The sequence below is a fragment of the Desulfovibrio sp. 3_1_syn3 genome, from assembly GCF_000145315.2.
Classification (GTDB): Bacteria; Desulfobacterota; Desulfovibrionia; order Desulfovibrionales; family Desulfovibrionaceae; genus Desulfovibrio; species Desulfovibrio fairfieldensis.
Genome location: NZ_ADDR02000001.1, coordinates 1,949,314 through 1,972,884 on the forward strand (window position 1 = coordinate 1,949,314; position 23,571 = coordinate 1,972,884).

General features: G+C 60.7%; 14 protein-coding genes. 9 read left to right on the forward strand and 5 right to left on the reverse strand.

Going from position 1 to position 23,571, the window contains the following annotated elements; all coding sequences use genetic code 11:
* Window positions 1-233 precede the first annotated feature (233 nt).
* The 9 genes from HMPREF0326_RS08295 (at window position 234) to HMPREF0326_RS08335 (ending at window position 16,074) form a co-directional block, all read left to right on the forward strand.
* A complete protein-coding gene (locus HMPREF0326_RS08295) occupies window positions 234-2,369 on the forward strand; it encodes a sensor domain-containing diguanylate cyclase (protein WP_020990431.1) in 2,136 nt (711 codons plus the stop codon).
* Window positions 2,370-3,026: 657 nt separating this feature from the next.
* Window positions 3,027-4,709 carry an energy-dependent translational throttle protein EttA gene (gene ettA / locus HMPREF0326_RS08300; protein ID WP_008684655.1) on the forward strand — a complete coding sequence of 561 codons (1,683 nt, stop codon included), beginning with the start codon at window positions 3,027-3,029 and terminating at the stop codon, window positions 4,707-4,709.
* Between the two features lie 133 nt (window positions 4,710-4,842).
* Window positions 4,843-6,384, forward strand: a complete 1,542-nt coding sequence (locus HMPREF0326_RS08305) for a DUF4139 domain-containing protein (protein WP_232221533.1) — start codon at window positions 4,843-4,845, stop codon at window positions 6,382-6,384.
* Between the two features lie 651 nt (window positions 6,385-7,035).
* The gene (gene kdpA / locus HMPREF0326_RS08310; RefSeq protein ID WP_008684652.1) at window positions 7,036-8,700 is read left to right on the forward strand and encodes a potassium-transporting ATPase subunit KdpA; all 1,665 of its coding nucleotides are present in this window, start codon (window positions 7,036-7,038) and stop codon (window positions 8,698-8,700) included.
* Window positions 8,701-8,733: 33 nt separating this feature from the next.
* Window positions 8,734-10,833, forward strand: a complete 2,100-nt coding sequence (gene kdpB, locus HMPREF0326_RS08315; protein ID WP_008684650.1) for a potassium-transporting ATPase subunit KdpB — start codon at window positions 8,734-8,736, stop codon at window positions 10,831-10,833.
* Window positions 10,834-10,860: 27 nt separating this feature from the next.
* Window positions 10,861-11,490, forward strand: coding sequence for a K(+)-transporting ATPase subunit C (gene kdpC, locus HMPREF0326_RS08320; protein WP_008684648.1), 630 nt, complete (start codon window positions 10,861-10,863; stop codon window positions 11,488-11,490).
* A 178-nt stretch (window positions 11,491-11,668) separates the two neighbouring features.
* A complete protein-coding gene (locus HMPREF0326_RS08325) occupies window positions 11,669-12,793 on the forward strand; it encodes a universal stress protein (protein WP_008684646.1) in 1,125 nt (374 codons plus the stop codon).
* Between the two features lie 84 nt (window positions 12,794-12,877).
* Window positions 12,878-14,725: a sensor histidine kinase gene (locus HMPREF0326_RS08330; protein WP_008684644.1), complete on the forward strand. Its 1,848-nt coding sequence runs from the start codon at window positions 12,878-12,880 to the stop codon at window positions 14,723-14,725.
* On the forward strand, window positions 14,722-16,074 hold the full coding sequence (locus tag HMPREF0326_RS08335; RefSeq protein ID WP_009301797.1) for a sigma-54-dependent transcriptional regulator: 1,353 nt from the start codon (window positions 14,722-14,724) through the stop codon (window positions 16,072-16,074). The genes HMPREF0326_RS08330 and HMPREF0326_RS08335 overlap by 4 nt, the downstream gene beginning before the upstream one ends.
* Before the next feature lie 79 nt (window positions 16,075-16,153).
* Here the strand turns inward: HMPREF0326_RS08335 and HMPREF0326_RS08340 are convergent, their stop codons facing one another.
* From HMPREF0326_RS08340 to HMPREF0326_RS08360, 5 genes are all read right to left on the reverse strand, one after another.
* Window positions 16,154-17,176, reverse strand: coding sequence for a transporter substrate-binding domain-containing protein (locus HMPREF0326_RS08340; protein ID WP_008684640.1), 1,023 nt, complete (start codon window positions 17,174-17,176; stop codon window positions 16,154-16,156).
* A 331-nt stretch (window positions 17,177-17,507) separates the two neighbouring features.
* Window positions 17,508-18,587 carry an ABC transporter substrate-binding protein gene (locus HMPREF0326_RS08345; protein WP_009301796.1) on the reverse strand — a complete coding sequence of 360 codons (1,080 nt, stop codon included), beginning with the start codon at window positions 18,585-18,587 and terminating at the stop codon, window positions 17,508-17,510.
* 38 nt (window positions 18,588-18,625) lie between these two features.
* Window positions 18,626-20,137 carry an APC family permease gene (locus HMPREF0326_RS08350; RefSeq protein ID WP_008684638.1) on the reverse strand — a complete coding sequence of 504 codons (1,512 nt, stop codon included), beginning with the start codon at window positions 20,135-20,137 and terminating at the stop codon, window positions 18,626-18,628.
* A gap of 1,202 nt (window positions 20,138-21,339) precedes the next feature.
* Window positions 21,340-22,179 (reverse strand): DMT family transporter, encoded by an 840-nt coding sequence (locus HMPREF0326_RS08355; protein WP_008684636.1) that lies wholly within the window; start codon window positions 22,177-22,179, stop codon window positions 21,340-21,342.
* A gap of 229 nt (window positions 22,180-22,408) precedes the next feature.
* The gene (locus HMPREF0326_RS08360) at window positions 22,409-23,503 is read right to left on the reverse strand and encodes a DUF362 domain-containing protein (RefSeq protein ID WP_008684633.1); all 1,095 of its coding nucleotides are present in this window, start codon (window positions 23,501-23,503) and stop codon (window positions 22,409-22,411) included.
* Between the last annotated feature and the right edge of the window lie 68 nt (window positions 23,504-23,571).

Consider the following 23,571-nt stretch of genomic DNA (forward strand, 5'->3'; position numbering starts at 1 on the left):
ATCGCCGGGCTGAATCCGGATGTTGCGGGAACGGCCGCGCGCAGCCGATGAATCCGAGGCGTGCGGGCTGGGGTATTGCGCGCCCGCTCAAAGGCGGGCCACGCTGTATTACGTGGTATCGTCTTTCTCCCGAAAGGCGCGGGTTTTCGGCGGGGAGATTGATGGCGTGCGACGGGCATGAAGCGTCGGGAGCGCTTTCGCAAACCAGGCTGCCCAAAATGAAGCAGGCAATCATGACGTATGAAGAGTATTCAGCCCTGGTGATGGATGTCAGCGACTGCATCTGCTATATTGCGGATCCTGTCACCTACGACCTTCTCTATGTCAACCGGAAAGGGCAGAGGCTTCTCGGCCTGCCTGATGGGTTCCCTCAGGACAAATGCTACAGAATCCTTCAAGGCAAGGATTCCGTTTGCGAATTCTGTACCAATGCGCTGCTGTCGCCGGGGCGTTTTCATACATGGGAATTCTACAATCCGAAACTTGCCCGCCATTTTTTTATCCGCGACACCTTGATCGAACATAAAGACAAAAAATTGCGATTGGAGTTCTGCTTCGACATAACCGACCGCAAGCGCGAGGAGATGAAGCTCAAGTCACGCCTGTCTCTGGAAAAAACCTTGGTGCATTGCATTTACACCTTGGCTGGAGAAAAAAATATCCGGCATGCCATGGACAGCCTGTTCTCCATCGTGGGGACATATTATAATGCTCAGCGAGTCTATCTTTTTGAATTCAATGAATCCAAGCAGACCATGGACAATACCTACGAGTGGTGTAGAGCGGGCGCGCCCGGCGAAATCGACAAACTGCAAAGCGTTCCACTGCATTACGCGACCCCTTGGATCAAGCGCCTTGAGACGGACGGGATCATTGTCATCAATCCGCTCAAGGGTGGACACGAATGGAATTTTATGGAGTGCCATGACGTGGAGCAGCAGGGCGTCCACAGCTTGATGGCTGTTCCTCTGCGCGCGGAGAAAAAGATCATCGGCTTTCTGGGGGTGGATAATCCTGCTGCCAATCTGGAGGACACCCGCCTGCTGCTCTCTCTTCCTTTCTTTGTGCAGGACCATCTGGAAAAACGTCGGCTGCTGAGCAGCCTGGAGGACATGAGCTATATCGACAAGCTGACCGGCCTCCATAATCGCAATAAGTATATGGCCGTCCTGGAGGCATTGAAAAACGAGCCTTCTTCCGTGGGGATCATCTTTGCGGACATCAACGGGCTGAAGGCAGTTAACGATACTTACAGCCATGAATTCGGCGACAGGCTCATCAAAAGGGCCGCCGAGATATTGCAAGGATTGTTCTCTTCCGACGTCTTCCGCATAGGCGGCGATGAGTTTGTGGTCCTGTGCCGTGGGATGGCGCGTCAGGTCTTTGAAGAAAAAATTAGGGAGCTATGCAGACAGAGAGAAGAGGAGCAAGGGGCCAGCCTGGCTGTCGGCAGCGCGTGGAGCGGGGATGGCCGGGATATTGCCAGGCAGCTCGCGGAGGCCGAGGAGCTGATGTATCAGGACAAGGAGCGTTATCGTCTGTACCGGCAGGGCAATGGGCAAAGATATAGCGCGGACAAGGCGCTGTCGCTGCAAAAGGATATCAGATCCGGCTGCTTTGTCGTGCACCTGCAACCACAGATTTCGCTGCTGGACGGGAAACTGATAGGAGCGGAAGCTCTTGTGCGGCGCAAAGACGCCGCCGGGAATTTTATTTTCCCCTCGCGGCTCATTCGTTTCTACGAAAAGCACGGCATAGTCAGGCATCTGGACTTGTTTGTGTTGGAAACGGCCTGCGCCTATCTGGCCAAATTTAAACGAAAAAACTGTTTTCTTCCGATTTCGGTGAATCTTTCTCATATGACGCTGGGCGAAGAAAATTTTGTGGAAAACATCAAAACGCTGTGCATAACATATGACACAGCGCCTTCGCTACTGTGTTTAGAAGTGACGGAACATATTAGAAAAATAGGAGAAAAACAACTCGAAGAGCTTATTTTACGTTTGCGCGGGGAAGGTTTTTCCATTTCTCTGAGCAACTTCGGTTCCGAATATTCCTCGTTGTCCCTTGCGGCAGGCATAGATTTCAGCGAGATAAAGCTCGACAAAACTCTGCTCAGGCAGATAACAAAATTTTCCAACCACAGAGCCATGGAACGCTTGCTCAATATATGTCGCCTTATGGATCAGGCAAAAATCCTGGCGGAGGGAATAGAGTCCGAGGAACAAAAAAATCTTCTGATTGAACATCAGTGTTTGTATGGTCAGGGCTATCTGTTCTCAAGGGCTATTCCAATTGATGACTTTTTGAAAATGTATGATGAACGAAATAAATCTGAACGGATCATTGCTGATTCTCAGAACGATTAAAGCAAATTTTTTATTTTTGGTATTGAAAGGCCCGTGGTCTGACCAGGGGCATTTTTTTTATGGAAGAGGCAGGCTCGAACCCGCACAACTCCGATACGGAGGCATGAAATACTCGAAAAGAGTCACGGCTGCCTTGAAAGTAGAATCATAGAGACGGCAAGTGTGCTTCCGGGTATCCTGCCTGACCCGGGATCAGGCAGATATTTCGCATCCGGCGCATAGAGGCGGGAAAAGATGAGCGTGGGGAACAATGCTGCGGCATAACCAGCCAGTCCTCCCGCGAGATTGCCCACGCCCGGCTGTTGTCTCCTGTCCGGGAACATTGGGAACTAACCGTCTTCATTACATCCGGGACACAGCGTTCAGCGCGATACCGGGGGTAAGCGCAGGGTCTGGCGGCGGTCCGCAATGCGACGATAGCGCTATTGCGCGGCCAGGGCGCGGAGAATATCGCCGAAGCTGTGGAGATTGCGCGGGGCAGCCGGAGCGGGCATTACGCCCCGTGGCATACAGGAGAACGGATTGATCCTGGGACACGAGCGACTGCCTTGAAAATCGTTCTGGTCCCGGCTATCATGATTCTTTACATCCGGGCCAGACGGACGCGCCGTAAGCTATTCCCGCCCGCGCGCCGTGGTCCCAGACTCTGAGGAGCCTATGAGCAACGAACCGGACAAGATTATTTATTCCATGATCCGCGTGTCCAAGCGCCACGGCCAGAAGGAAGTGCTGAAAGACATTTCGCTTTCCTATTTTTACGGGGCCAAGATCGGCGTGCTGGGCCTCAACGGCGCGGGCAAGTCCAGCCTGTTGAAAATTCTGGCCGGTGTGGACCAGGCCTTTGACGGCAAAACCGTGCTGGCCCCCGGCTATACCATCGGTTATCTGGAGCAGGAGCCCCTGGCCGGTGAAACGCGCACTGTGCGCGAAGTGGTGGAGGAGGGCGTCAGCGACCTTGCGGCCATCGCCAGGGAGTTTGAGGAAATCAACGCCAAATTCGCCGAGCCCATGGAGCCGGAGGAGATGGACGCCCTCATCGCCAGGCAGGCCGAAGTGCAGGAGCAGATGGACGCCAAGGGCGTCTGGGATCTGGAATCCCGCCTGGAAATGGCCATGGACGCCCTGCGCTGCCCGCCGGGCGACATGCCGGTGGAGCAGATTTCCGGCGGCGAACGCCGCCGCGTGGCCCTTTGCCGCCTGCTGCTCCAGAATCCCGACATTCTGCTCCTGGACGAACCCACCAACCACCTGGACGCCGAGTCCGTGGCCTGGCTGGAGCGCTATTTGTCCACCTTCCCGGGCACGGTCATCGCCGTGACCCACGACCGCTATTTTCTGGACAACGTGGCGGGCTGGATTCTGGAACTGGACCGGGGCCGGGGCATCCCCTGGAAGGGCAATTATTCCTCCTGGCTGGAGCAGAAGCAGAAACGTCTGGCCGGTGAGGAAAAGGCCGAGGCCGAGCGCCAGAAAACCCTGTCCCGCGAGTTGGAGTGGATCCGCATGTCGCCCAAGGGCCGTCACGCCAAGGGCAAGGCCAGAATCAACGCCTACGAGGCCATGCTTTCGCATGAGAGCGAAAAGCGCGCCCCTGATCTGGAAATCTACATTCCGCCGGGACCGCGCCTGGGCAAGAGCGTCATTGAGCTCAAGGACGTGAGCAAGAGCATGGGCGACCGGCTGCTCATGGACAAAGCCGAGGCCCTGATTCCGGCGGGCGCCATTGTGGGCATCATCGGCCCCAACGGCGCGGGCAAGACCACCTTGTTCAAGATGCTGGTGGGCCAGGAAAAGCCGGATTCCGGCAGCCTGAGCGTGGGCGAAACCGTGGAGTTCGCCTATGTGGACCAGGGGCGTGAATCGCTCACGCCCGGCAAGACCGTCTATGAGCTGATCAGCGACGGGCAGGAAACCATCCGGCTCGGCGGGCGCGAAATCAACGCGCGGGCCTATTGCACACGCTTCAATTTTCACGGCGCTGATCAACAGAAAAAGGTGGACATGCTCTCCGGCGGCGAACGCAACCGCCTGCATCTGGCCCGCATGCTCAAGTCCGGGGCCAATGTGCTGCTTCTGGACGAACCCACCAACGATATCGACGTGAACACCATGCGCGCCCTGGAAGACGCCCTGGACAACTTCGCGGGCTGCGTGCTGGTTATCAGCCATGACCGCTGGTTTCTGGACCGTGTGGCGACCCACATCATGGCCTTTGAAGGCGATTCCAGCGTGGCTTTTTTTGAAGGCAATTTCACGGAGTATGAGGAAGACCGCAAAAAGCGCCTGGGCAAGGATGCCGAGACGCCGCATCGACTCAAATTCCGCAAACTGACACGATGACGGCCCGTCCGGCGTCTGACTGTAAAAGGCCGGGCGCGACGGCGGAAGCCGTGGAGGATCAATGTATACGACTATGACAATGGTATGGCGGCGGCCCGGCGTTTTGTCCCGGGGCCTGCTGTCAGGCCTTCTTTTGGGCCAGCTGTTTTGCCTGTTCCTTGCCGGGCAGGCCGCGGCCGCCGAAAACGCCCCGGAGGTTCAAAACGCCCCGGCCACGTTGGCCAATCCGGTTTCAGCCCTGCTGTCGCCCGGCGGCGGGCTGCTTGACGTGGAGGAAAACGCGCCGGTCACGACCAAAGACGGCGTGAGCGTGCTGCAGTTTGTGATTCCCGGCGACGCGGAGAACCTGCAACTGGCCGTGCCCGGCCAGAGCGTGGCCCGCTGGAGCGCCGCGCCGCAGCCCCTGGAACAGGACGGCGGCCTGGCCCGGCTGCGCGAGGATCTGTTGGCCAAACGCGCCCGCCTGGCCGGGCAGCTGACCGCCGTGAGCGCGCGACTGGCGCTCTGGCAGGCCAAGCCGGAAACCATCACCCTGCAGGAGCTGGAACAGCGCGAAAGAAAAATGCAGGATGTGATTCCCGCCCTGGGCCGGGAACAGGCGGATCTGGAACGCCGCCTGAAGCTCCTGCAGCAGGAAGTGGAACGTCTACCCGCCAGCCCGGAGCTGGGGCAGCGGATCAGCGTCACCCTGCAAAAGGCCGTGTCCGGCGTGGAGAAACTGCCCGTCCGCTACAGCTATACCTTGAGCAATTGCGGCTGGCAGCCGATCTATAATTTCAATGCCCAGCCGGAAAAGGGCGACGGCGATATCATCGACGTGCGGCTCATGGCCGAGGTCTGGCAGTTCACGGGCATGGACTGGCACAATACCAAGCTGACCCTGGCGACGCGCGGCAACGGCCCGCGCGAGCCCGCCCCCCTGCCGCGCTGGGTGGTGGATTCCTCCCCCAAGCCGGAGCCCAAGCCCGTGCCCATGGTTATGATGGCCCCGCGCAAAGCCGCTACCATGGATCTGGCCGCTGAAGACGGTCCCGCGCAGGCCAACGCGCCGGTGGACCTGGACGCCAGCGGCGTGTATGCCACCTGGACCTTGGCCGCGCGTGGCCTGCCCGAAGGCCGTTCGCGCCTGTTGATCACCGCCGACGCCTGGAAGGCCCCCCTGCAATGGCTGGCCCGGCCCAGCGTGGGCGACAGCCGCGTCTGGCTGATGGCTAAATATGTTCTGCCGCCGCAGCAGGCCTGGCCGGAAGGTCAGGCGGAATACAGCGTGGACGGCCAGAGCGTGGGCCAGGGCCTGTTCCGCCCGCGCGGCGGCGAGGCCACCCTTTTCTTCGGCGCGGACCCGCGCGTCAGCGTAACCACCACGGCGGACAGCAGAAAGCGCGGCGAAAGCGGCTTTATCGACAAAAGCAAGAACTGGACCTGGGCCTGGACCTACACTCTGACCAACAGCCACTCCAAGGCCCTGACCGTGCGTCTGGAGCGCCCGGCTCCCATGATCGTGGACCAGAGCGTCAGTGTGAGCTATGACGATACCCCGCCCTCCCAGAAGGACGAGAAGAAGCATATGCTCTTCTGGGAAGTGAAGGTGCCCGCCGACGGCAAGGCCAGCGTGCATCACAGCGTGACCATTTCGTCGCCGACCAAGCTGCCGTTGTTGCCTGACGCCCCTTAGGGGCTGTGCCTGAATGCGGCAGCGTTTCAAAGGCAATCTGCATTTAGAGCATTTCAACGTTGAAATGCTCCAACGCCGAACACGGCGTGGATTCCGGAAAAAACCGCGTTTTTTGCCGGAATGATTCCTTTGAAACGTGTAGCGTTTCAAAGGCAATCTGCTTAGACCGATCAGCTTTCTCATTCTGTTTCCCGACGCGCGTCGTCCCTTGTGGGCGACGCGCGTTTTGCGTTTTCAATAGTGCCGGATCTTTTCCTTCGTCTTCCCCGTGACGCTCCCCACCGCCTTACATTTTGTAATCCGGACTTCATCGGAGGTTACAAAATGTAAGATTTTTCCACACCGGGGAAATTATATCTATTTGAAATACAACATAAATTATGTTTGGTACAAGCCTTGCTCAGAGTGGAGACGCGCCGGGCCGACGCCGGGCGCGATCACTGACGTAAGGAGGAATCATGTTTGTCATCTGTTTAGTGCTGGGGCTGACCGTCTTCGCCGGTATGGCCCTGCTGACCCTGGCCTGTGCCAAATTGTAAGAAGAAAATGGAGAGCACCATGTTGTATGTTTCGGGGCTGGCATTGCTGTTCTGCATTGCCTATCTCGTCTGGGTCATTCTGAATACGGAAAAACTGTAGGAGAAGGCGGCCATGCTGTATGTGTTTCTGCTGGTGGCGCTCTGCGTCGTCCTGTCCTGGCCCATCGGCAAGATGGCGACCTGGGCCATGAGCGATCCGGTTTCGGATCGCGGCTTCCGGCGTGCCGTCGAAAACCTGTTTGTGAAGTGCGGCGGCAATGTTGTCAGAGGGCAACAGAATTGGAAGCAGTATGCTTTGTCGATGTTGCTGTTCAACGCCTTGATTTTTACGTTCATTTACCTGGTGTTGGGCACGCAGCAGTGGTTGCCGCTCAATCCCGACGGCAAGGGCGCTCTGGAGGGCAGCCTGATCTTCAACACCACGGCTTCCTTCACCTCCAACACCAATTTGCAGCACTATTCCGGCGAACAGGCGCTCAGTTATATCGGACAGTTCGCCCTGATGTTTCTGCAATACCTGACTCCGGCCACGGGTTTGGCCTGCTTGGCGGCCCTGGCGCGCGGCCTGTCCGGCAAGGTGCTGATGGGCAATTTTTACGCCGACGTGATGCGGGCCACCTTTCTGGTGCTGCTGCCCCTCTGCCTGGTCACGGCCGGCATGCTGGTGCTGGGCGGCGTGATCATGACGTTTGACGGCTCCGTGGTCGCCCAGACCCTGGAGGGGGCCAAGCAGATTATTGCCCGTGGCCCGGTAGCGGCTTTTGTGACGATTAAGCAACTGGGCACCAACGGCGGCGGCTTTTTCGGGCCAAACTCCACGCATCCTTTTGAAAACGCGAGCTTTTTCACAAACTTCATCGAGACCATGTCCATCATCGTCATCCCCATGGCCTGTGTCTGGATGTTCGGGCGGCTTACGGGCCGCATGAAGCATGCGGCCGTGATTTTCGCGGTGATGCTGAGCCTGCTCTGCGTCAAGCTGGGTTGCGCCGTATATTTTGAAAGTGCGCCGTCCGCTGCCTTCCATGGCCTGGATATTGAGAACAGCTCCAATCTGGAAGGCAAGGAACTGCGTTACGGCACCAGCGGGGGACCGGCCTGGAGCATCATCACCACGGCCACCAGCAACGGTTCGGTCAACGCCATGCACGACAGCCTGAACCCGCTGGCCGGGCTCATGCCCATGATCGGCATGTGGCTCAACGTGGTCTTCGGCGGCGTGGGCGTGGGCTTCATCAATATGTTCCTTTACATCATCGTGAGCGTGTTCATCAGCGGCATGATGGTGGGGCGCACGCCGGAATACTTGGGCCGCAAAGTGGAAACACGCGAGATGAAGCTGGCTCTGCTGGCTATTCTGGCCCATCCCTTCTTCATCCTGGGCGGCACAGCCCTGTTCGCGGCCACGTCCTGGGGCGCGGATACCGTGGCCAACGCGGGCTTCCACGGTTTTTCCGAAATTCTGTACGAATTCACCTCCTCGGCAGCCAATAACGGCTCCGGCTTCGAGGGCCTGGGCGACAACACCGTGCCCTGGAATATCGCCACCGGCCTGGTCATGCTGCTGGCCCGCTATATTCCGATCATTCTGCCCCTGGCCATGGTCGGTTCCCTGGCAGCCAAGACGCCCGCGCCCGAAACCGCGGGCACGCTGCGCACCGACACGCTGCTCTTCGGCGGCGTGCTGCTGGGATGCGTGCTCATCGTGGGCGCGCTGCTCTTCATGCCCGTGGCCGTGCTGGGGCCCATCGCCGATCATTTGTCCGTCATGCGTTAGGCGCTGAGAATAGCTACTGTGGAGAAAGACATAATGGATACCGCAATGAATTATCAGACAGCGCAGGCCAAACTGTCCCGCCGCGCCGGACGCAAGGCCTCTCTTTTTGAGGCCGGTCTGGTGCGCACGGCGCTCGGACGGGCCTTTGCAATGCTCAATCCCGCGGCCATGATCCGAAATCCGGTGATGTTCGTCACGGAAATCGGAGCGGCCCTGACCACCCTGACCCTGATTCTGGACGTAACCGGGCAGGGGCCGGCCTTGCTGCCGGTGCCCTATACCCTGGCCGTGACCTTCGTTCTGTGGCTCACCGTGCTTTTCGCCAATTTCGCCGAAGCCCTGGCCGAGGCCAGAGGCCGGGCCCAGGCCGACAGCCTCAAACTCACCCGCGCCCGTACCCTGGCCCGGAAACTGGAAGGCGAAAAGCTGGTGGAAGTCTATTCCGACCAGTTGCGTCAGGGCGACCTGGTCAAAGTGGAAGCCGGGGAAGTCATTCCCGTGGACGGCGAAGTGGTGGAAGGCGCGGCCAGCGTGGACGAGTCGGCCATAACCGGCGAATCCGCGCCTGTGGTACGCGAGGCGGGCGGCGACCGTTCCGGCGTCACCGGCGGTACGCGGGTGCTTTCGGACGGCATCCTGATCCGGGTCACGGCCCTGCCCGGCCAGTCCTTCCTGGACAGGATGATCGCCCTGGTGGAAGGCGCGGCGCGTCAGAAGACGCCCAATGAGCTGGCGCTCACCGTGGTGCTGGCCGGTCTGAGCCTGGCATTCGTACTGGTGACCGGCGCGCTCTGGCCCATGGCCCGCTATTTCGATGTCGAGCTGCCCATTCCGTGGCTGATCTCGCTACTGGTCTGCCTGATCCCCACCACCATCGGCGCGCTGCTGGCGGCCATCGGTTTGGCGGGCATGGACCGGGCCCTGGCGGCCAATGTGCTGGCCAAGAGCGGCAAGGCCGTGGAGCTGGCCGGGGACATCGACACCCTGCTGCTGGACAAGACCGGCACCATCACCATGGGCGATCGCCAGGCGTCGGAATTCTTTCCCCTGCCGGGCGTAAAACCCCTGGAACTGGCCCGTGCGGCCATGTACGCCTCTTTCGGCGACCAGACCCCGGAGGGGAAGTCCATTGTTGAACTGGGCGGAAAGATGCTGGCCGACGAGGCTCCGCAGGAAGCGGATGCGACGGCGGGGGCCAGGGTCATTCCCTTTACGGCCCAGACCCGCCTGAGCGGCCTGGAACTGCCCGACGGCAACCTGTACCGCAAGGGCGCGCCCGATGCCATCGAACGCCTGTTGACCAAGGAAGGCAAGGCTCTGCCGGATGGTCTCTCCAGTCTGGTGGCGACCGTGGCCCGCAGCGGCGCGACGCCGCTGGTGGTGCTGCACAACAACAAACTGCTGGGCGTGGTCGCGCTGGCAGACGTGCTCAAACCGGGCATATACGGTCGTTTCGCCCGGTTGCGGGCCATGGGCATCCGCGTCGTCATGGTCACGGGCGACAATCCGCTCACGGCTGAGGCCATTGCCAGGGAAGCCGGCGTGGACGACTTCATCGCTGAAGCCAAGCCCGAGGACAAGCTTAACTACATCAGGAGGGAACAGGCCCAAGGTCGGCTTATCGCCATGATGGGCGACGGCACCAATGATGCCCCGGCCCTGGCCCAGGCGGATATCGGCGTGGCCATGAATTCCGGCACCCAGGCCGCCAGGGAAGCCGGCAACATGGTGGATCTGGACAGCGACCCCACAAAGCTTATTGAAATCATTGAAATCGGCAAACAGCTGATCATGACCCGAGGCGCGCTGACCACCTTCTCCATCGCCAACGACGTAGCCAAGTATTTCGCCATCATTCCGGCCATGTTCATGCTGGCCATTCCGCAGCTTTCGGCTCTGAACATCATGGGGCTGGCCTCGCCGCAAAGCGCGGTGCTTTCGGCCCTGATCTTCAACGCCATCATTATTCCGCTGCTCATTCCCATCGCCATCAAGGGCGTGAAGTACCGCCCCAAGAGCGCGGAGAGCCTGCTGCGGCACAACCTGCTGGTCTACGGGCTGGGCGGCATTTTGGTGCCTTTCGCGGGTATCAAGCTTATTGACATGCTGCTGGCTGGTCTGGGCCTGGCCTGATGTCCGACAATGATTGAGGAGAATGTCATGACGACTGAACTTACGGGAAATTGGGGCGCGCAGTTCGCGGCCTGCCTGCGCCTGATGCTGGTATCCGCTGTGATCCTCTGCGTGCTGTATCCTCTGGCCATCCTGGCCGTGGGGCGGACGTTCACGCCCTGGACCGCCGCAGGTTCCCTGCTGCTCAATGAGCGGGGTCAGGTGGTGGGCAGCGCGCAGATCGCCCAGGCTTTCACCAGGCCGGAATATTTCTGGCCGCGCCCCTCGGCCGTGGACTATGCCGCCAATGCCACGGGCGGCAGCAATCTCTCTCCGGCGGGCGACGCCCTGCGGGAACGCGCGTTGGAAAGCCTGAAAAGCCTGGAGGCCACGCCGCAGCGCAAGGTTCCGGCGGACCTGGTTACGGCCTCGGGCAGCGGCATGGATCCGCACATTACCCTGAAAGCCGCGCACTGGCAGGCGGAGCGCGTGGCCCGCGCGCGCGGCCTGAAACCTTCGGACGTGGTGGAATTGGCGGACAGCCTGGCCGAAACGCCCGGCGGCGTGCTGAACAGCGCGCCCCTGGTCAATGTGCTCAAGCTGAATATGGCTCTGGACCATCTAAGCGGCACGATTGACGCCGGGAGCATGTCCGCTCCGCTGGAGCAGGGACGGTAAGCAGCCTTGTCCGGGGTCGGGAGGTCGGATAGACTGAAATCCGGCCCGGAAGGTTTCCTTTCCGACCCGGCTGTTGATGCGGCATCTCAACGCTGATCTGCTCTGGACATGAAGACCGGAGGGACGGGCCGGCACCCGTCCCTCCGCAATAGTGAAACTCGGAATATCCGGGGGCGCTATGCGGGAATTTTCGGACGTGCTGGCGCGCAAGCGCGAAGGTTCGCTCAAAATATATCTGGGCTATGCGGCGGGCGTGGGCAAGACCTGCGCCATGCTTCAGGAGGCCCACAATCTGTTGCGGCAGGGCTTTGACGTGGTGGCCGCCTATGTTGAGCCGCACGAGCGGCCCGACACCCTGGCCCTTCTGGAAGGCATCGAAACCCTGCCGCCCCTGCGCGTCCGTCAGGGCGGAGCGGCTTTTCCCGAAATGGATGTGGAAGCCCTGATCCGTCGCGCTCCCCAGATCGCCCTGGTGGACGAACTGGCGCACACCAACGCGCCCGGCTCTCAAAGGGAAAAACGCTACCAGGACGTTCTGGAAATCCTCTCCCACGGCATCAACGTCATCGGCACCCTCAACGTGCAGCATTTGGAATCCGTGGCCGAAAGGGTGCAGGAAGCCACAGGCGTGGCCGTGCGCGAGCGCCTGCCCGACGCTTTTCTGGCCCGCGCGGACCAAGTGGTTACGGTGGACGTTTCCAAGGAGGATTTGCGCGAGCGCCTGCGCCAGGGCAAGATATACAAGCCGGAACAGGCCGAACGGGCTTTGCGGAATTTTTTCAGTTACGAAAACCTTTCCTTTTTGCGCGAACTCTGCCTGCGCGAAGCCTCGGGCGACCAGATGCGCAAAATCGAGGCCCAGGCCCTGCTTTCGCCGGAGGCAGAAGGCCATGCCGCCGAGGCTGTGATGGTAGCCATCAGCTCCAACCCCACGGACGCGGAAACCCTGATCCGCAAGGCCATGCGCCTGGCGAGCCAGATGGGGTCGCGCTGCTATGTTGTCTATGTGCAGCGGCAGCGGGAGAGCCCAGAGCGGATCAACGCCGCCGTGCAGCGGGGCCTGCAGAACAACCTGCAACTGGCCGTGCGTCTGGGGGCCGAGGTGGTGGAGCTGGAGGGCGAGGACGTGGCCGAAACTCTGGTCAATTTTGCCAGCGCCCGCAATGTGCGGCATGCCTTTTTCGGCAAGTCCCGCCTGACGCCGTTGCGCGAACGCCTGCGCGGATCCTTTATCCTCAATTTTTTGTATGACGCGGTGGGAGTGGACGTGCATATCGTCAATCTGACTCCCAGAGAGGTTTGATGCGGAAAAGTCGGATCTTCCCGTGTGAATTATGTCCCCAGGCGGAAATGTAAAGCGTAAAAAGCATCTAACCAGTTAACGGCAATGGATATAACAGTTCTACCCACTCTGCACCGCCGCATCAGCCAGGCCACCCTCAAACTGGTACTGGCTTTTGGTCTGGTGGGCGTGCTGCTTTGCACGGGTTTTTTCTTTGCCGGGCGCGCGCCCGACTCGCTGGTGAGCCGGAATTACGATTCCGTGGCCCTGGCCAGGCAGATGTCCACGGCTCTGGCCGGTTGGCGTTTTCCGGAACTCTATGTCGGGAAGGACCGCGCTGCCTGGCAGGCCGAGTTTGAACTGGCTCTGGCCGGAGCGCGGGCCAATGTGACCGAAACGGGTGAACAGGCGGCGGTGGACGCCGTGGCCCGGAGCTGGAGCGAACTGTTGCTTGCCGGGCCGGAAGACGCGGATATGGGCTACAATCACGTGCGCATGCAGCTCAACGCTCTGGTGCTTCTCAACGAAGAGGGTATCCGGCAAAGGATCGCCGAGGGGCGCTGGTGGCGCGACATCGTGTTCACGGTGGGCGTTGCCCTGTTTCTGGCGTGCACGCTCTGGGCCTTTTTTCAGACCGACGCCATTGCCGCGCGCATTGCCCATCCACTGCGCCGCGCGGCCGAAGTGCTTCAGGCCCGTCCTCCCCTACGCAAACCCCTGCGCCTGCCCGCGCCGCAGACCTTGGAAGTGCGTATTCTGTTCGAGGAATTCACACGGCTCTGGGCGCGGCTCAGCCAGCTTGACGCCGTGAATCTGAGCCGCCTGATTGCGGAAAAAAACAAGTTGGCCGTGCTGCTGGACGCCGCTGAAGACGCTGTGCTGATGCTTGGCCCCGGCGGCGCGGTGGAGCATGCCAGCAGCCGCATGCTGGCGCTGCTCGGGCTCACGTCCAGGGATGTGCTGGGTAAAGTCTGGGCGGATCTTTCAAGCACGGCTCCCAACTATCTGGCCCTGCGCGCCGTTCTGCACAGTGGTCTGACCGGCAGCCGGGACATTGCCCTCGCCGATCCGGAGCAGCCGGGCGACGTGCGCGGCACGGGGAGCGAGCGCTGGTTCTCGGCCCGGAGGCGGGTGGTGGAGGAGCCGGGCCGGGGTGCGCGTGCCGTGGCCGGGCCGAAGCAGACCCTGGGACAGGTGTTTTTGCTCACTGAAATCACGGAAAAGAAGCGGCGCGACGCCCTGCGCGCGGAAATGATGGATTGGATTTCCCACGAATTGAAAACGCCGGTGCAATCTCTGGGACTGGCCGCTGATTTGCTGGCCCGACGGCCTGAAAGCGCGGTGGATCCTGATCTGTCCGCCCTGGTGGCGACCGTGCGGGAGGATGCCGCGCGTCTGCGCACTGTGGCGGCCCAGTTTCTGGATATCGCCCGCATGAGCCCGCACGCTCTGGAGCTGCGGCCCGCGCCGCTGGATCTGCGGGACTGCCTGCCGCGCTGGCTGCAACCCTTTGAACCGGCGGCCCGCGAGGCGGGCGTGACCTTGCACTGCGACGTTGCGCCGGGTCTTCCGCCTGTGTTCCTGGATCAGGAGCGTTTTGCCTGGGTGCTTTCCAACCTTGTGTCCAATGCCTTGCGCGCCGTGCCTGAGGGCGGCGCGGTCATGGTGGGCGCGGAGCTGGAAGGGGAGGGCCTCCTGGCCTTGCGGGTGGCGGACAACGGGCCGGGCATCGACGCGGAGCTGGCCGGACGCCTTTTCGAGCCCTTCTCGCATCGGCGCGCTGCCGGGCGGCGATTGAGCATCGCCGGTCTCGGTCTGGCCATCAGCCGGGCCATTGTGGAAGGGCACGGCGGCACACTGCACTACACGCCCGCTCCGGAAGGCGGTTCCATTTTTACGGTGTGCCTGCCTCTGCCGGAGCGGGAGGCCGAAACCGACGGAGGACGGGCATGACCGGAGATGACTCGGAACTGAGCGTCCTGGTGGTGGACGACGATGCGGCCATCCTGCGCACTCTGCTGCTGACCCTGAAAAGCCTGGGTTGTCGGGCCGTGGGCGAAAGCGGAGGCGAAGCGGCGCTGGCCGCTGTGGAGAAGCAGGCGCCCGACCTGCTGCTGACCGATATGCGCATGGAAGGCATGAGCGGGGTGGAGCTGACCGCCGCCGCGCTGGAGCGTCGCCCGGATTTGATCTGCGTGCTGATGACGGCCTTCGCCTCCTATGAAAATGCGGTGGAAGCCATCAAGGCCGGGGCATATGACTATCTGCCCAAACCCTTTTCCGCCGGAGAGCTGGAGCATCTGCTGCGTCGGGTTGGGGATCTGGTGCGCCTGCGGCGGGAAAACACCCGCCTGAGGCAGGCGCGGCACGGCTGGTTTGAGGGATTGACCTCTCCCGCCGCGCTGGACTTGCAGCGTTTGATGGACAAGCTGGCGCAAAGTGACGTTTCCGTGCTTTTTCAGGGCGAAACGGGCACCGGCAAAACTTCGCTGGCCCGCGAGCTGCACCGCTGTTCAGCCAGAAGCGACAAGCCCTTTGTGGAAGTGGTCTGTTCGGCTATCGCCGAACCCCTGTTCGAGTCCGAGGTCTTCGGGCATGTACGCGGGGCCTTTACCGGCGCGGTGCGCGACCGGGCGGGCAAATTCGAGGCCGCCGAGGACGGCACGCTCTTTCTGGACGAGGTGGGCGAGCTCTCGCCTTCCAGCCAGGCCAAGCTGCTGCGTTTTCTGGAAGACCGGGTCATTGAGCGGGTGGGGGACAACAAGCCCCTGCGCCTGGACGTGCGGGTGCTGGCGGCCACCAACCGGGACTTGCGAAGTCTGGTGGCTGAAGGGCGCTTCCGTGAGGATCTCTATTACCGCCTGAACATTTTTGAATGCCGCCTGCCGCCTCTGCGGGAACGCCGGGAGGACATTCTGCCTCTGGCGCAACGTTTTTTGCGGCAGGCCGCCGGAGAAAAGGCGGTTCCCGTGCTTTCCGGCGAAGCGCGCGACGCCCTGCTGGTTCATGCTTGGCCCGGCAATGCCCGCGAACTGCGCAATGTCATGGAGCGCGCCCTGCTGCTGGCCGAAGGTTCTGCGGTGCGGCGTGACGACCTGCCCCCGGCCCTGCAGGGCGTAGGCGGCGCGGCGAGCGGGGGCGCAACGGCGGATGAGACACGCATCCTGACGCTGGCCGAGGTGGAGGAGGCCCAGATCCGCAAGGTGCTGGGCCTGGGCGTGAGCATGGACAAGGCCGCGGCCCTGCTCGGCATCACCACGGTCACGCTCTGGCGCAAACGCAAGGAGTTGGGCCTGGATTGAGCCGGCCTGAACGGAGCGGGGCGGAAGCACGTTTCTCACGCGCTTCCGCCCCGCTTCAAAACCTTGTGGGGAGATACGGTTAAGCCTGTTTGGCGGCGGCCAGCTCGGCTTTAAGCTCCCTGGTCCGCAGGGCCACCTGCTTTTTCAGCTCATTCTGCCAGAGCCAGTTCAGGGCCAGGCAGAGCAGAATGGATTCCACCACAAAGAAGAATATCCACTGAAGATGGCGTTCCTGTCCGGCGGGCCGCTCCTGCTGGAGCCACTTCTGGGCCAGCATCTTCTGCTCGTCGGGCGTGATCTGGGCCAGGGCCGTGGAAATCACGCTGAACAGTTCCGGCCAGTCCTTGCGCACGGCAATGGCGTGGCCATAGGAGGAATCCACCTTGCCGGCGGGCTGAATCTGCATGATGCCGCCAGTCTGGATTTTTTCCAGCAGGTTGAATTCATAGTCGATGACGGCATCGGCTTCGCCGCTGGCGACCCGTTGCAGGGCCTCCAGGGTGTTGGTTACCGGCACGGCGATGATTTCAGGATGGAATTCCTTCAGGAAGTCATGCCAGGAATAGTTGTTGACCACCGCCACTTTTTTGCCCTTGAGATCCTCAAGGCCGATCTTGTCCAGGCCGCTGCCGCGACGGGTCATGATGATGCCCGGCATGTTGATGTAAGGCGTGGTGAACAGCATGTATTCGCTGCGGCGTCCCGTTTTGGCCGCGGCCATGAAGACGTCGATGAGCTTCTGGCGGGCCTGCTCTTCCGTGCTGGCCCAGTCCGTCAGCCTGCGCACCCGGAAGTCAAGGCCGGTCAGCTTGCTCAGCAGACGCAGGTAATCCCCGCCAAGGCCGGTGTAGCGGCCCCGCTCGTCGAACATTTCCAGCGGGTAGAAGTTGGGGTCCACACCCACGACAATGGCGGGATGTTCGGTGACCCAAGCCAGCTCCACCGGGGGAATCTGGTCCAGTATGGATTTTTTCTGCTCCATCAAGGCGTCCACCACGTCGGTCTTGTCGGCATAGGCGTCGGGAAAGAAAGCCTTTACCCCCAGAACGACCTGAATGGCGATGATGCACAGACCCAGGCAAAGTGTGAGCAGCAGACGCATATGGCTCTCCGCTTTTCTTTAGAGCATTTAACACTCTAGAACATTTCAACTTTGAAATGCTCTAACGCCGAACACGGTGAGGCGCGCCGCGAAGCGGCGTAGATTCGGGCAAAGCGACCGAAGGCAGCCCGAAGGGCTGTCCCCGTTGGCGACAACGGAAGCATACGGGGATCGACAGCAGCGATAACCGCGTTTTTTGCCGGAATGACCCCTTTGAAACGTGTGGCGTTTCAAAGGTAATCTGTTCTTGTTCGGGCGCGCGCCCCCGGCAGGGACAACCCCGCCGGAGTACGTTTCGCGCAAAAACACGGTTACGCCCTGAGGCGTTTGGCTACTGCTTGGTCACGGCTTGCGGCGTGACCATGTCTATATACTTGGACGTCACATAGGAACTGCCCTGAATTTCTTTGAGATTCTTCTCCGTGATCAGGCCCACGGAAGCGAAGAATTCGGCCAGTTCGCTCTGCCACTGCTGCACCTGGCTGGGGCCGGCCGACGTGCTGAACAGCTTTTTCTGGGCTTCAAGGTTGAAGAATTCATAGGTGTCGAAGTTGAGGTTGATCAGGTCCGCGCTGTAATCCTGACCGGCCCAGTCCAGATAGAATTTCTGGAACTGCTTGACGACCTCCTCGCGCGGGGCGGTCTGCAACCATTTGACGCCGCGCAGATAAAGGGCAAGGAAGTTCGTGGTCACGTCGGGATACTGCGTGGCGTAGGCGGTATTCGCCACCAGCACGATGGGCAGATGCTTGCCCAGGTCCTTGGGAGTGCCCACGGTTTTCCAGCCGCGCTTGTCGCCCACGAAGGTGAAGGGCGCCCAGAGCACCACGGCGTCGCCGATGTTGTAGTCAAAGGCGGTCATGGCCGGAGCCTGTTCCAGATTCTTGAGGACGATGTCCGATTCCTTGAGGCCCAGAGCGTTCAGCCAGAGGTGCAGGGCATAGTCGGCGGACGTCACGCGGGTGCAGAGGATGGTCTTGCCGCGCACGCTTTCAGGGCTGCCGTAGATATTGGGATATTCCTTATTGTAGCCTTTGGTTTTCAAGATGGGGCTGTCCGCGCGCACCATGACCGCATTGGCCATGGCTTCGTCGTTGCCCAGGCCGATGACGCTCATATTGTAGCGCAACGCGCCCAGCATGGCGGGCACGGCCCCGAGGCCGCCGAAAATCCAGCTTTTGGCCGGAAAGGCGCGCAGAGCATCGGCGCCGGAATCAAAAGCGTAGATCTGCAGGTCAATGCCTGCGGCCTTGTCCCAGCCCTGCTGCTTGGCGTACCAGATGGGGAAGGCTTCCTGACCGGGCAACCAGGCCGTGGGAACCTTGACCAGGTCGGCGGCTGCGGCGGGCAGGGCCGCGCCCAGACAGAAGAGGGACATCAGGACCAAGCTGAGACATTTTTTCAACCGCATAGACGTCTCCGTGTGGTAAAATGTTTTGCGGAAGTCGGTTATTGAACGGAGGCGGAAGGTTCCGACTCTTCTTCGTCAGCTTCCTTGAACAGCACCGGATAATCGCTTTTGCCGAACAGCAGGTAGCGCAGCCGGGAATGGGGAATATGCAGTAACTCCTCACGTCTGTTCAGATAGAACAGGCCGCCCAGACCCACCCAGATAAAGAGCATGATCCACGACGGCACGCTGATGGCCGCCGGAGAACTGGGGAAGACCAACAGAATAAAGCAGATGATGGAAGTGGCCGCGCCGATCAGGCAGACGGGCTTGCCCCAGCGGGCTTCGGGGATGTCGGGATTCTGGGCCAGATATTTGAAGGCGGTCAGGCTGGTGAACAAGTAGGCCAGGGCCGTGCCGATGGCGGACATGTCCACGATCCAGATCAGGGCGGCGCGGCCGAACCACGGCACGATGAGGCAGAGCGCCAGGGTGAAGATCACGCTCTTCCAGGGCGTATTGTAGCGGGGATGCACAGCGGCAAAGAAGTTGGGCAGGAATTTGCTGCGTCCCATGCTGAACAGTAGACGGGTGGTGGCCATGAAAAAGCCGTTCATGCCCGTCAGAATGCCCGCCAGCACCGGCACAGTCAAGGCCACGCCGCCCCAGCGCCCGAAGACCTGATCCGCTACCCAGCCGGTGGCCCAGGCGTGATTCTGGGCCAAAAGCTCCTTGTAAGGGATGAGCCCGGCCACGCACAAGGTTACAAGGGCGTAGATAATGGCGCCGCAAATGATCGAAAGCAGCATCAGATCCCGTGCCTTGTGCGGGGAAAAGGTGAATTCCTCGGCGGTCTGGGGGATGGTATCGAAGCCCACGTACAGCCAGGGGGTCAGGGCCAGCACCATCAGCACACAGGCCAAGGGAGAGCGGTCTTCGGCGAAGAATGGCTCAAGGTTGCTCCAGATGGAGGTCTCGGCCTGGATGGTGCCGAAGGTCAACACCAGCACACCAATGGTCAGGGCAAAGGCCAGAAAGACCTGGATGGCGCTGGCCGCGCTCATACCCCTGAAATTCATCCAGCCGAACAGCACCAGCACCGCGGAAACAAAGGCCAGCTCTCCCGCGTTGATGTCCCAGCCCGCGATAGTATAGAGGTAACCCACGTCGAAAACGCCGGGCAGGAGATAGCGTGTCAGGAGGATCATGGCCATGGCGTTGGCCGCGATGACGCAGATATAGCTGAGCACCAGGGCCCAGCCGCAGATGAAGGCGCCCTTGGTGCCGAAGCCCGCGTAGGCGTACGCGAACGCGCCGCCGGCCACGGGGTAGGGTTTGATCAGAAAACTGTAGCTCAGAGCCACAATGCACTGGAACAACGCGCCAACAAAGAAAGCGATGATTGTTCCGATGGGACCGGCATCGGGCAGAAAGCGTATCCCCGGCAACACAAAACAGCCCCAGCCCACAATGGCACCCAAAGCCAGGGCCAGCACTTCGACGGGGCGAAGCGTTTTTTCAAGTTCTTCACGCCGCTCGCCCGCATGACAGTGCTTTTCTGAATCACCCATGCGCTTCCTCCTGCTCATTGTCTGGTTTTTAGGGCCAGTGTTTTTTCCGGCGCGGACGGGGCCGTAAAGCCCGGCCAAGCTCCGGCCGGATACGCTGCGGACGCCGCGACACGCTTTCAGCGTGGGCGTCGGCAACGCCGTTTTGCCATCTGGAACTACGCTCCATCCTGTAGGTTTATAACTATCTATTCTTCTATCTGGACGATCCGCCTTTGAAAACGGCAAATCGCTCTGCGCGGACTTTCGAAAACAGCGCTGTAACTTGTCCCCAGACGAATCCGCTTCGGTCGTTGCGATGAAGCAAAGGCAGCCGCAGGGCTTGCAAGCCATATGGGCAAAGACGGCATGGCTTCACGGCGGCTGAAGGCCGCACGACCGCGTCGCCGTTGAACAGTGATTTTCAGCGCGGCATACTTTCAAGTGCTGCGACGCCGTATTCTCTTTGAAGGCAGCGCCGGGATTCTGGGGAAAACGGATACGTGCCAAGCGCGGCCACTGATAATCTATATAAGCAATCCTTGTGCCAAATTGGACATGGCCCGGATGCCGTGCAATGGCGGCGGGTTATTCCGCCGGGCCTGTGCGGCGGGCGGATTTCCCGCGGCAAGAGTTGAGTTGATTCTGACTTATTTCCTTTCAAAGCCGTATTTTGCTGCGAGTCTATATTGACTTGTGATGCATAATTGACTTGTCCGTGCGGGCTGTTGTTGGGCGGATGCCCGCAAACGCGCCCAGCAAGCTGCCACGGATACTTTTTTTCTTTCTATGTACCCTCATAGCTGCTTTCCGGGCAAACAGCAATGCCGACGCCGATTCGTCCTGGACATGCCCGTATGCATGTATGTCCCGACAGGGAAGATTGCCTTCCGGCCATTTCTTGGGGGGATGATCGTCGCCCGGCTTGCGCCACAAGGCACTCGCCTTTTTGCAGGAACAGCATCAATGGAAATGTTCAGAACCGGCTGTGGCCATATGGCGCCGGTCGGAACAGCTCTGCGGGGATGAGGGACGCGGCCGTGCAAGAGCAGCCCAAGTGTTAAATGCTCTCATCGGATGCAGCGCGAATGAAAAAAAGAACATACTGGGCCGGAATTCCGACAGCCGCGCTACGGACTTTTTGCGGCAGGCATGCAAGTCGCGCGGGGAGGCGTTCCCCAAGAATACGGGCCGCGCATGCCGGTGAGCCGTCCACGGGGCGCGGCTCAACCCATGCGCAGAATCATGGCCCCGCCCATGACCAGCAGGATGGCCAGCACGCGGACGGCGGAAAGCTTTTCGCCCAGAAACAGCACAGCCATGATCATGCCGAAAATGACCGACGTTTCGCGCAGGGCGGCCACCAGGGCGATGGGGGCCACGGTCATGGCCCAGATGGCGATACCGTAGGAGCCCAGACCGGCCAGGCCGCCGCTGATGCCCACCACGGCCCGCTTGCGCAGGTAGCGCAGGTATTCCGTGCCATAGCGGGACAGCACGTAGAGGTGCAGGGGAAAGATGTTCAGGAAGAATATCCAGCAGGTGTAGCTCACGCCGTTGCCGCTGGCGCGCGCGCCGTAGCCGTCGGCAAGGGTGTAGCCCATGATGACGAAAGACGTGCGCAGGGAGTAAAGAATGCCTTTGAGGCTGGCTTTATGGCTGAATTTCTGTTCCAGGGCCAACGCCAGAATGCCCGAGCAGAGCAGCAACACGCCGCCCCAGCCGGTGAGGCTCAGCGGAACCCCCATAAAGCAGAGCACCAGGGCCGTGAGCATGGGCGCGCTGCCGCGCATGATGGTGTAGCCCAGGGAAAGGTCCGTCACCTTGTAGGCTTCGGCAATACAGATGTAATACGTCAGGTGGCAGCAGCAGGAAAGCGCCAGGAGGCCCCAGGCGCTTTTGTCCGGCACGGGCAGGAAAGGCAGAATGCAGAGCGCGCCCAGACCGCCGCCCAAGGCATTCATGGCGGACTCAAAAAGCTTGTTGTCCCCGCCTTTGACGATGATGTTCCAGGATGCGTGCAGCAGGGCCGCGCCGAGCACAAGAAGGATGATCTGGCCGGACATGGGAGGCGCTCCAGTAGGGGGATGGAACAAAAAAACAGCGGCGGGCCGGACAAGACCCGCCGCCGGCAGCGTGTTGCCGTCTAGTACCATGTACCACTTAAAACTTCGTTTTAGGTGGTAAGATCGCTTCGCTGAAAACGCGGTTTTCAGCTCGCTCACGGCGGCTTCGCCGCCGCGCCAGGCTTGCGCCCGGCGGTTAGTACCGTGCAACTTTAAGCGTTACACGGGACTAGATTTTTTCCAGCTTGTATTTGCGGCTGCCCATGCCGAGTTCCTCGCCGTAACTCAGCTGGACGTCGCCACGGGTGTTGGGCCAGCGCGCCGTGAACTTGTCGGGCGCGTCGCCGTCCAGTTTCGGGTCCAGGCTGGGGGCCTTGTTCACGAGGTCGAAACAGGCCTGATCCAGCGCCACGGGGTCAGTGGAGGCCAGAATGCCCAGATCCGGCACCAGGGGGGCGTCGCTCCAGGCCACGCAGTCGCAGTCCGGGGTGACGTTGAGCACGAAGTTGATGTAGCAGATCCGCTTCTGACGGCCTTTGACCACGCCGTAAGCGTATTCGGTCAGGCGTTCCATGAACGGGGTCATTTCCGTGGCCCAGTCAAGGCTGATGGCCTTGACCGGGCAAACCGTGATGCACTCGAAACAGCCGATGCAGCGGTTCACGTCCACCTGGCTTTTTTTCTTGCGCAGGCTCAGGGCCTTTTGCGGACAGGCTTTGACGCACTTGCCGCAGCCAACACAGGTTTTTTCGTCCACCTGCACGTGGGTGGCGTGCTGGTCCTTTTTGCCGGGTACCGAAGCGCCGCCCATAGCCAGATTTTTGATGGCGCCGCCGAAACCGGCCATCTCATGGCCCTTGAAGTGCGAAAGCACCACCATAGAGGGCGCGCGACGGATTTCAGTGGCGATATGAACGTCCTTGAAATGCTTGGCCTTGATACGCACGGGCACGTCGTTCTCGCCGTACAGGCCGTCGGCTATGATGACCGGGGCGCGCACCACCGAAGGGGCGAAACCGTGCAGATAGGCGGTCTGAAGATGATCCACGGCATTGTGGCGGCTGCCGGAATACAGGGTGGTGGTGTCCGTCAGAAAGGGCTTGCCCCCGGCGTCCATGACCTTGTCCACCACCTGGCGCACCAGGGAGGGATTGAGATGGGTGTCGTTGCCGTATTCGCCGAAATGGAGTTTGATGGCCGTGAGGTCATTTTTTTTGATGACTTTTTTCAGGCCCACGGCGTCGCAGAGGCGGGCCACCTTGGCGATTTTGCTGTCCTCAAGTGAACGGCTGTGCATATCCGCATAATAGACGGTGGCTGGCATACTATCCTCCCTCCATTGTTATGTTTGTTATTCTGGCATGATCGCCTGTTCCAGGCAAGCGAAGCGGA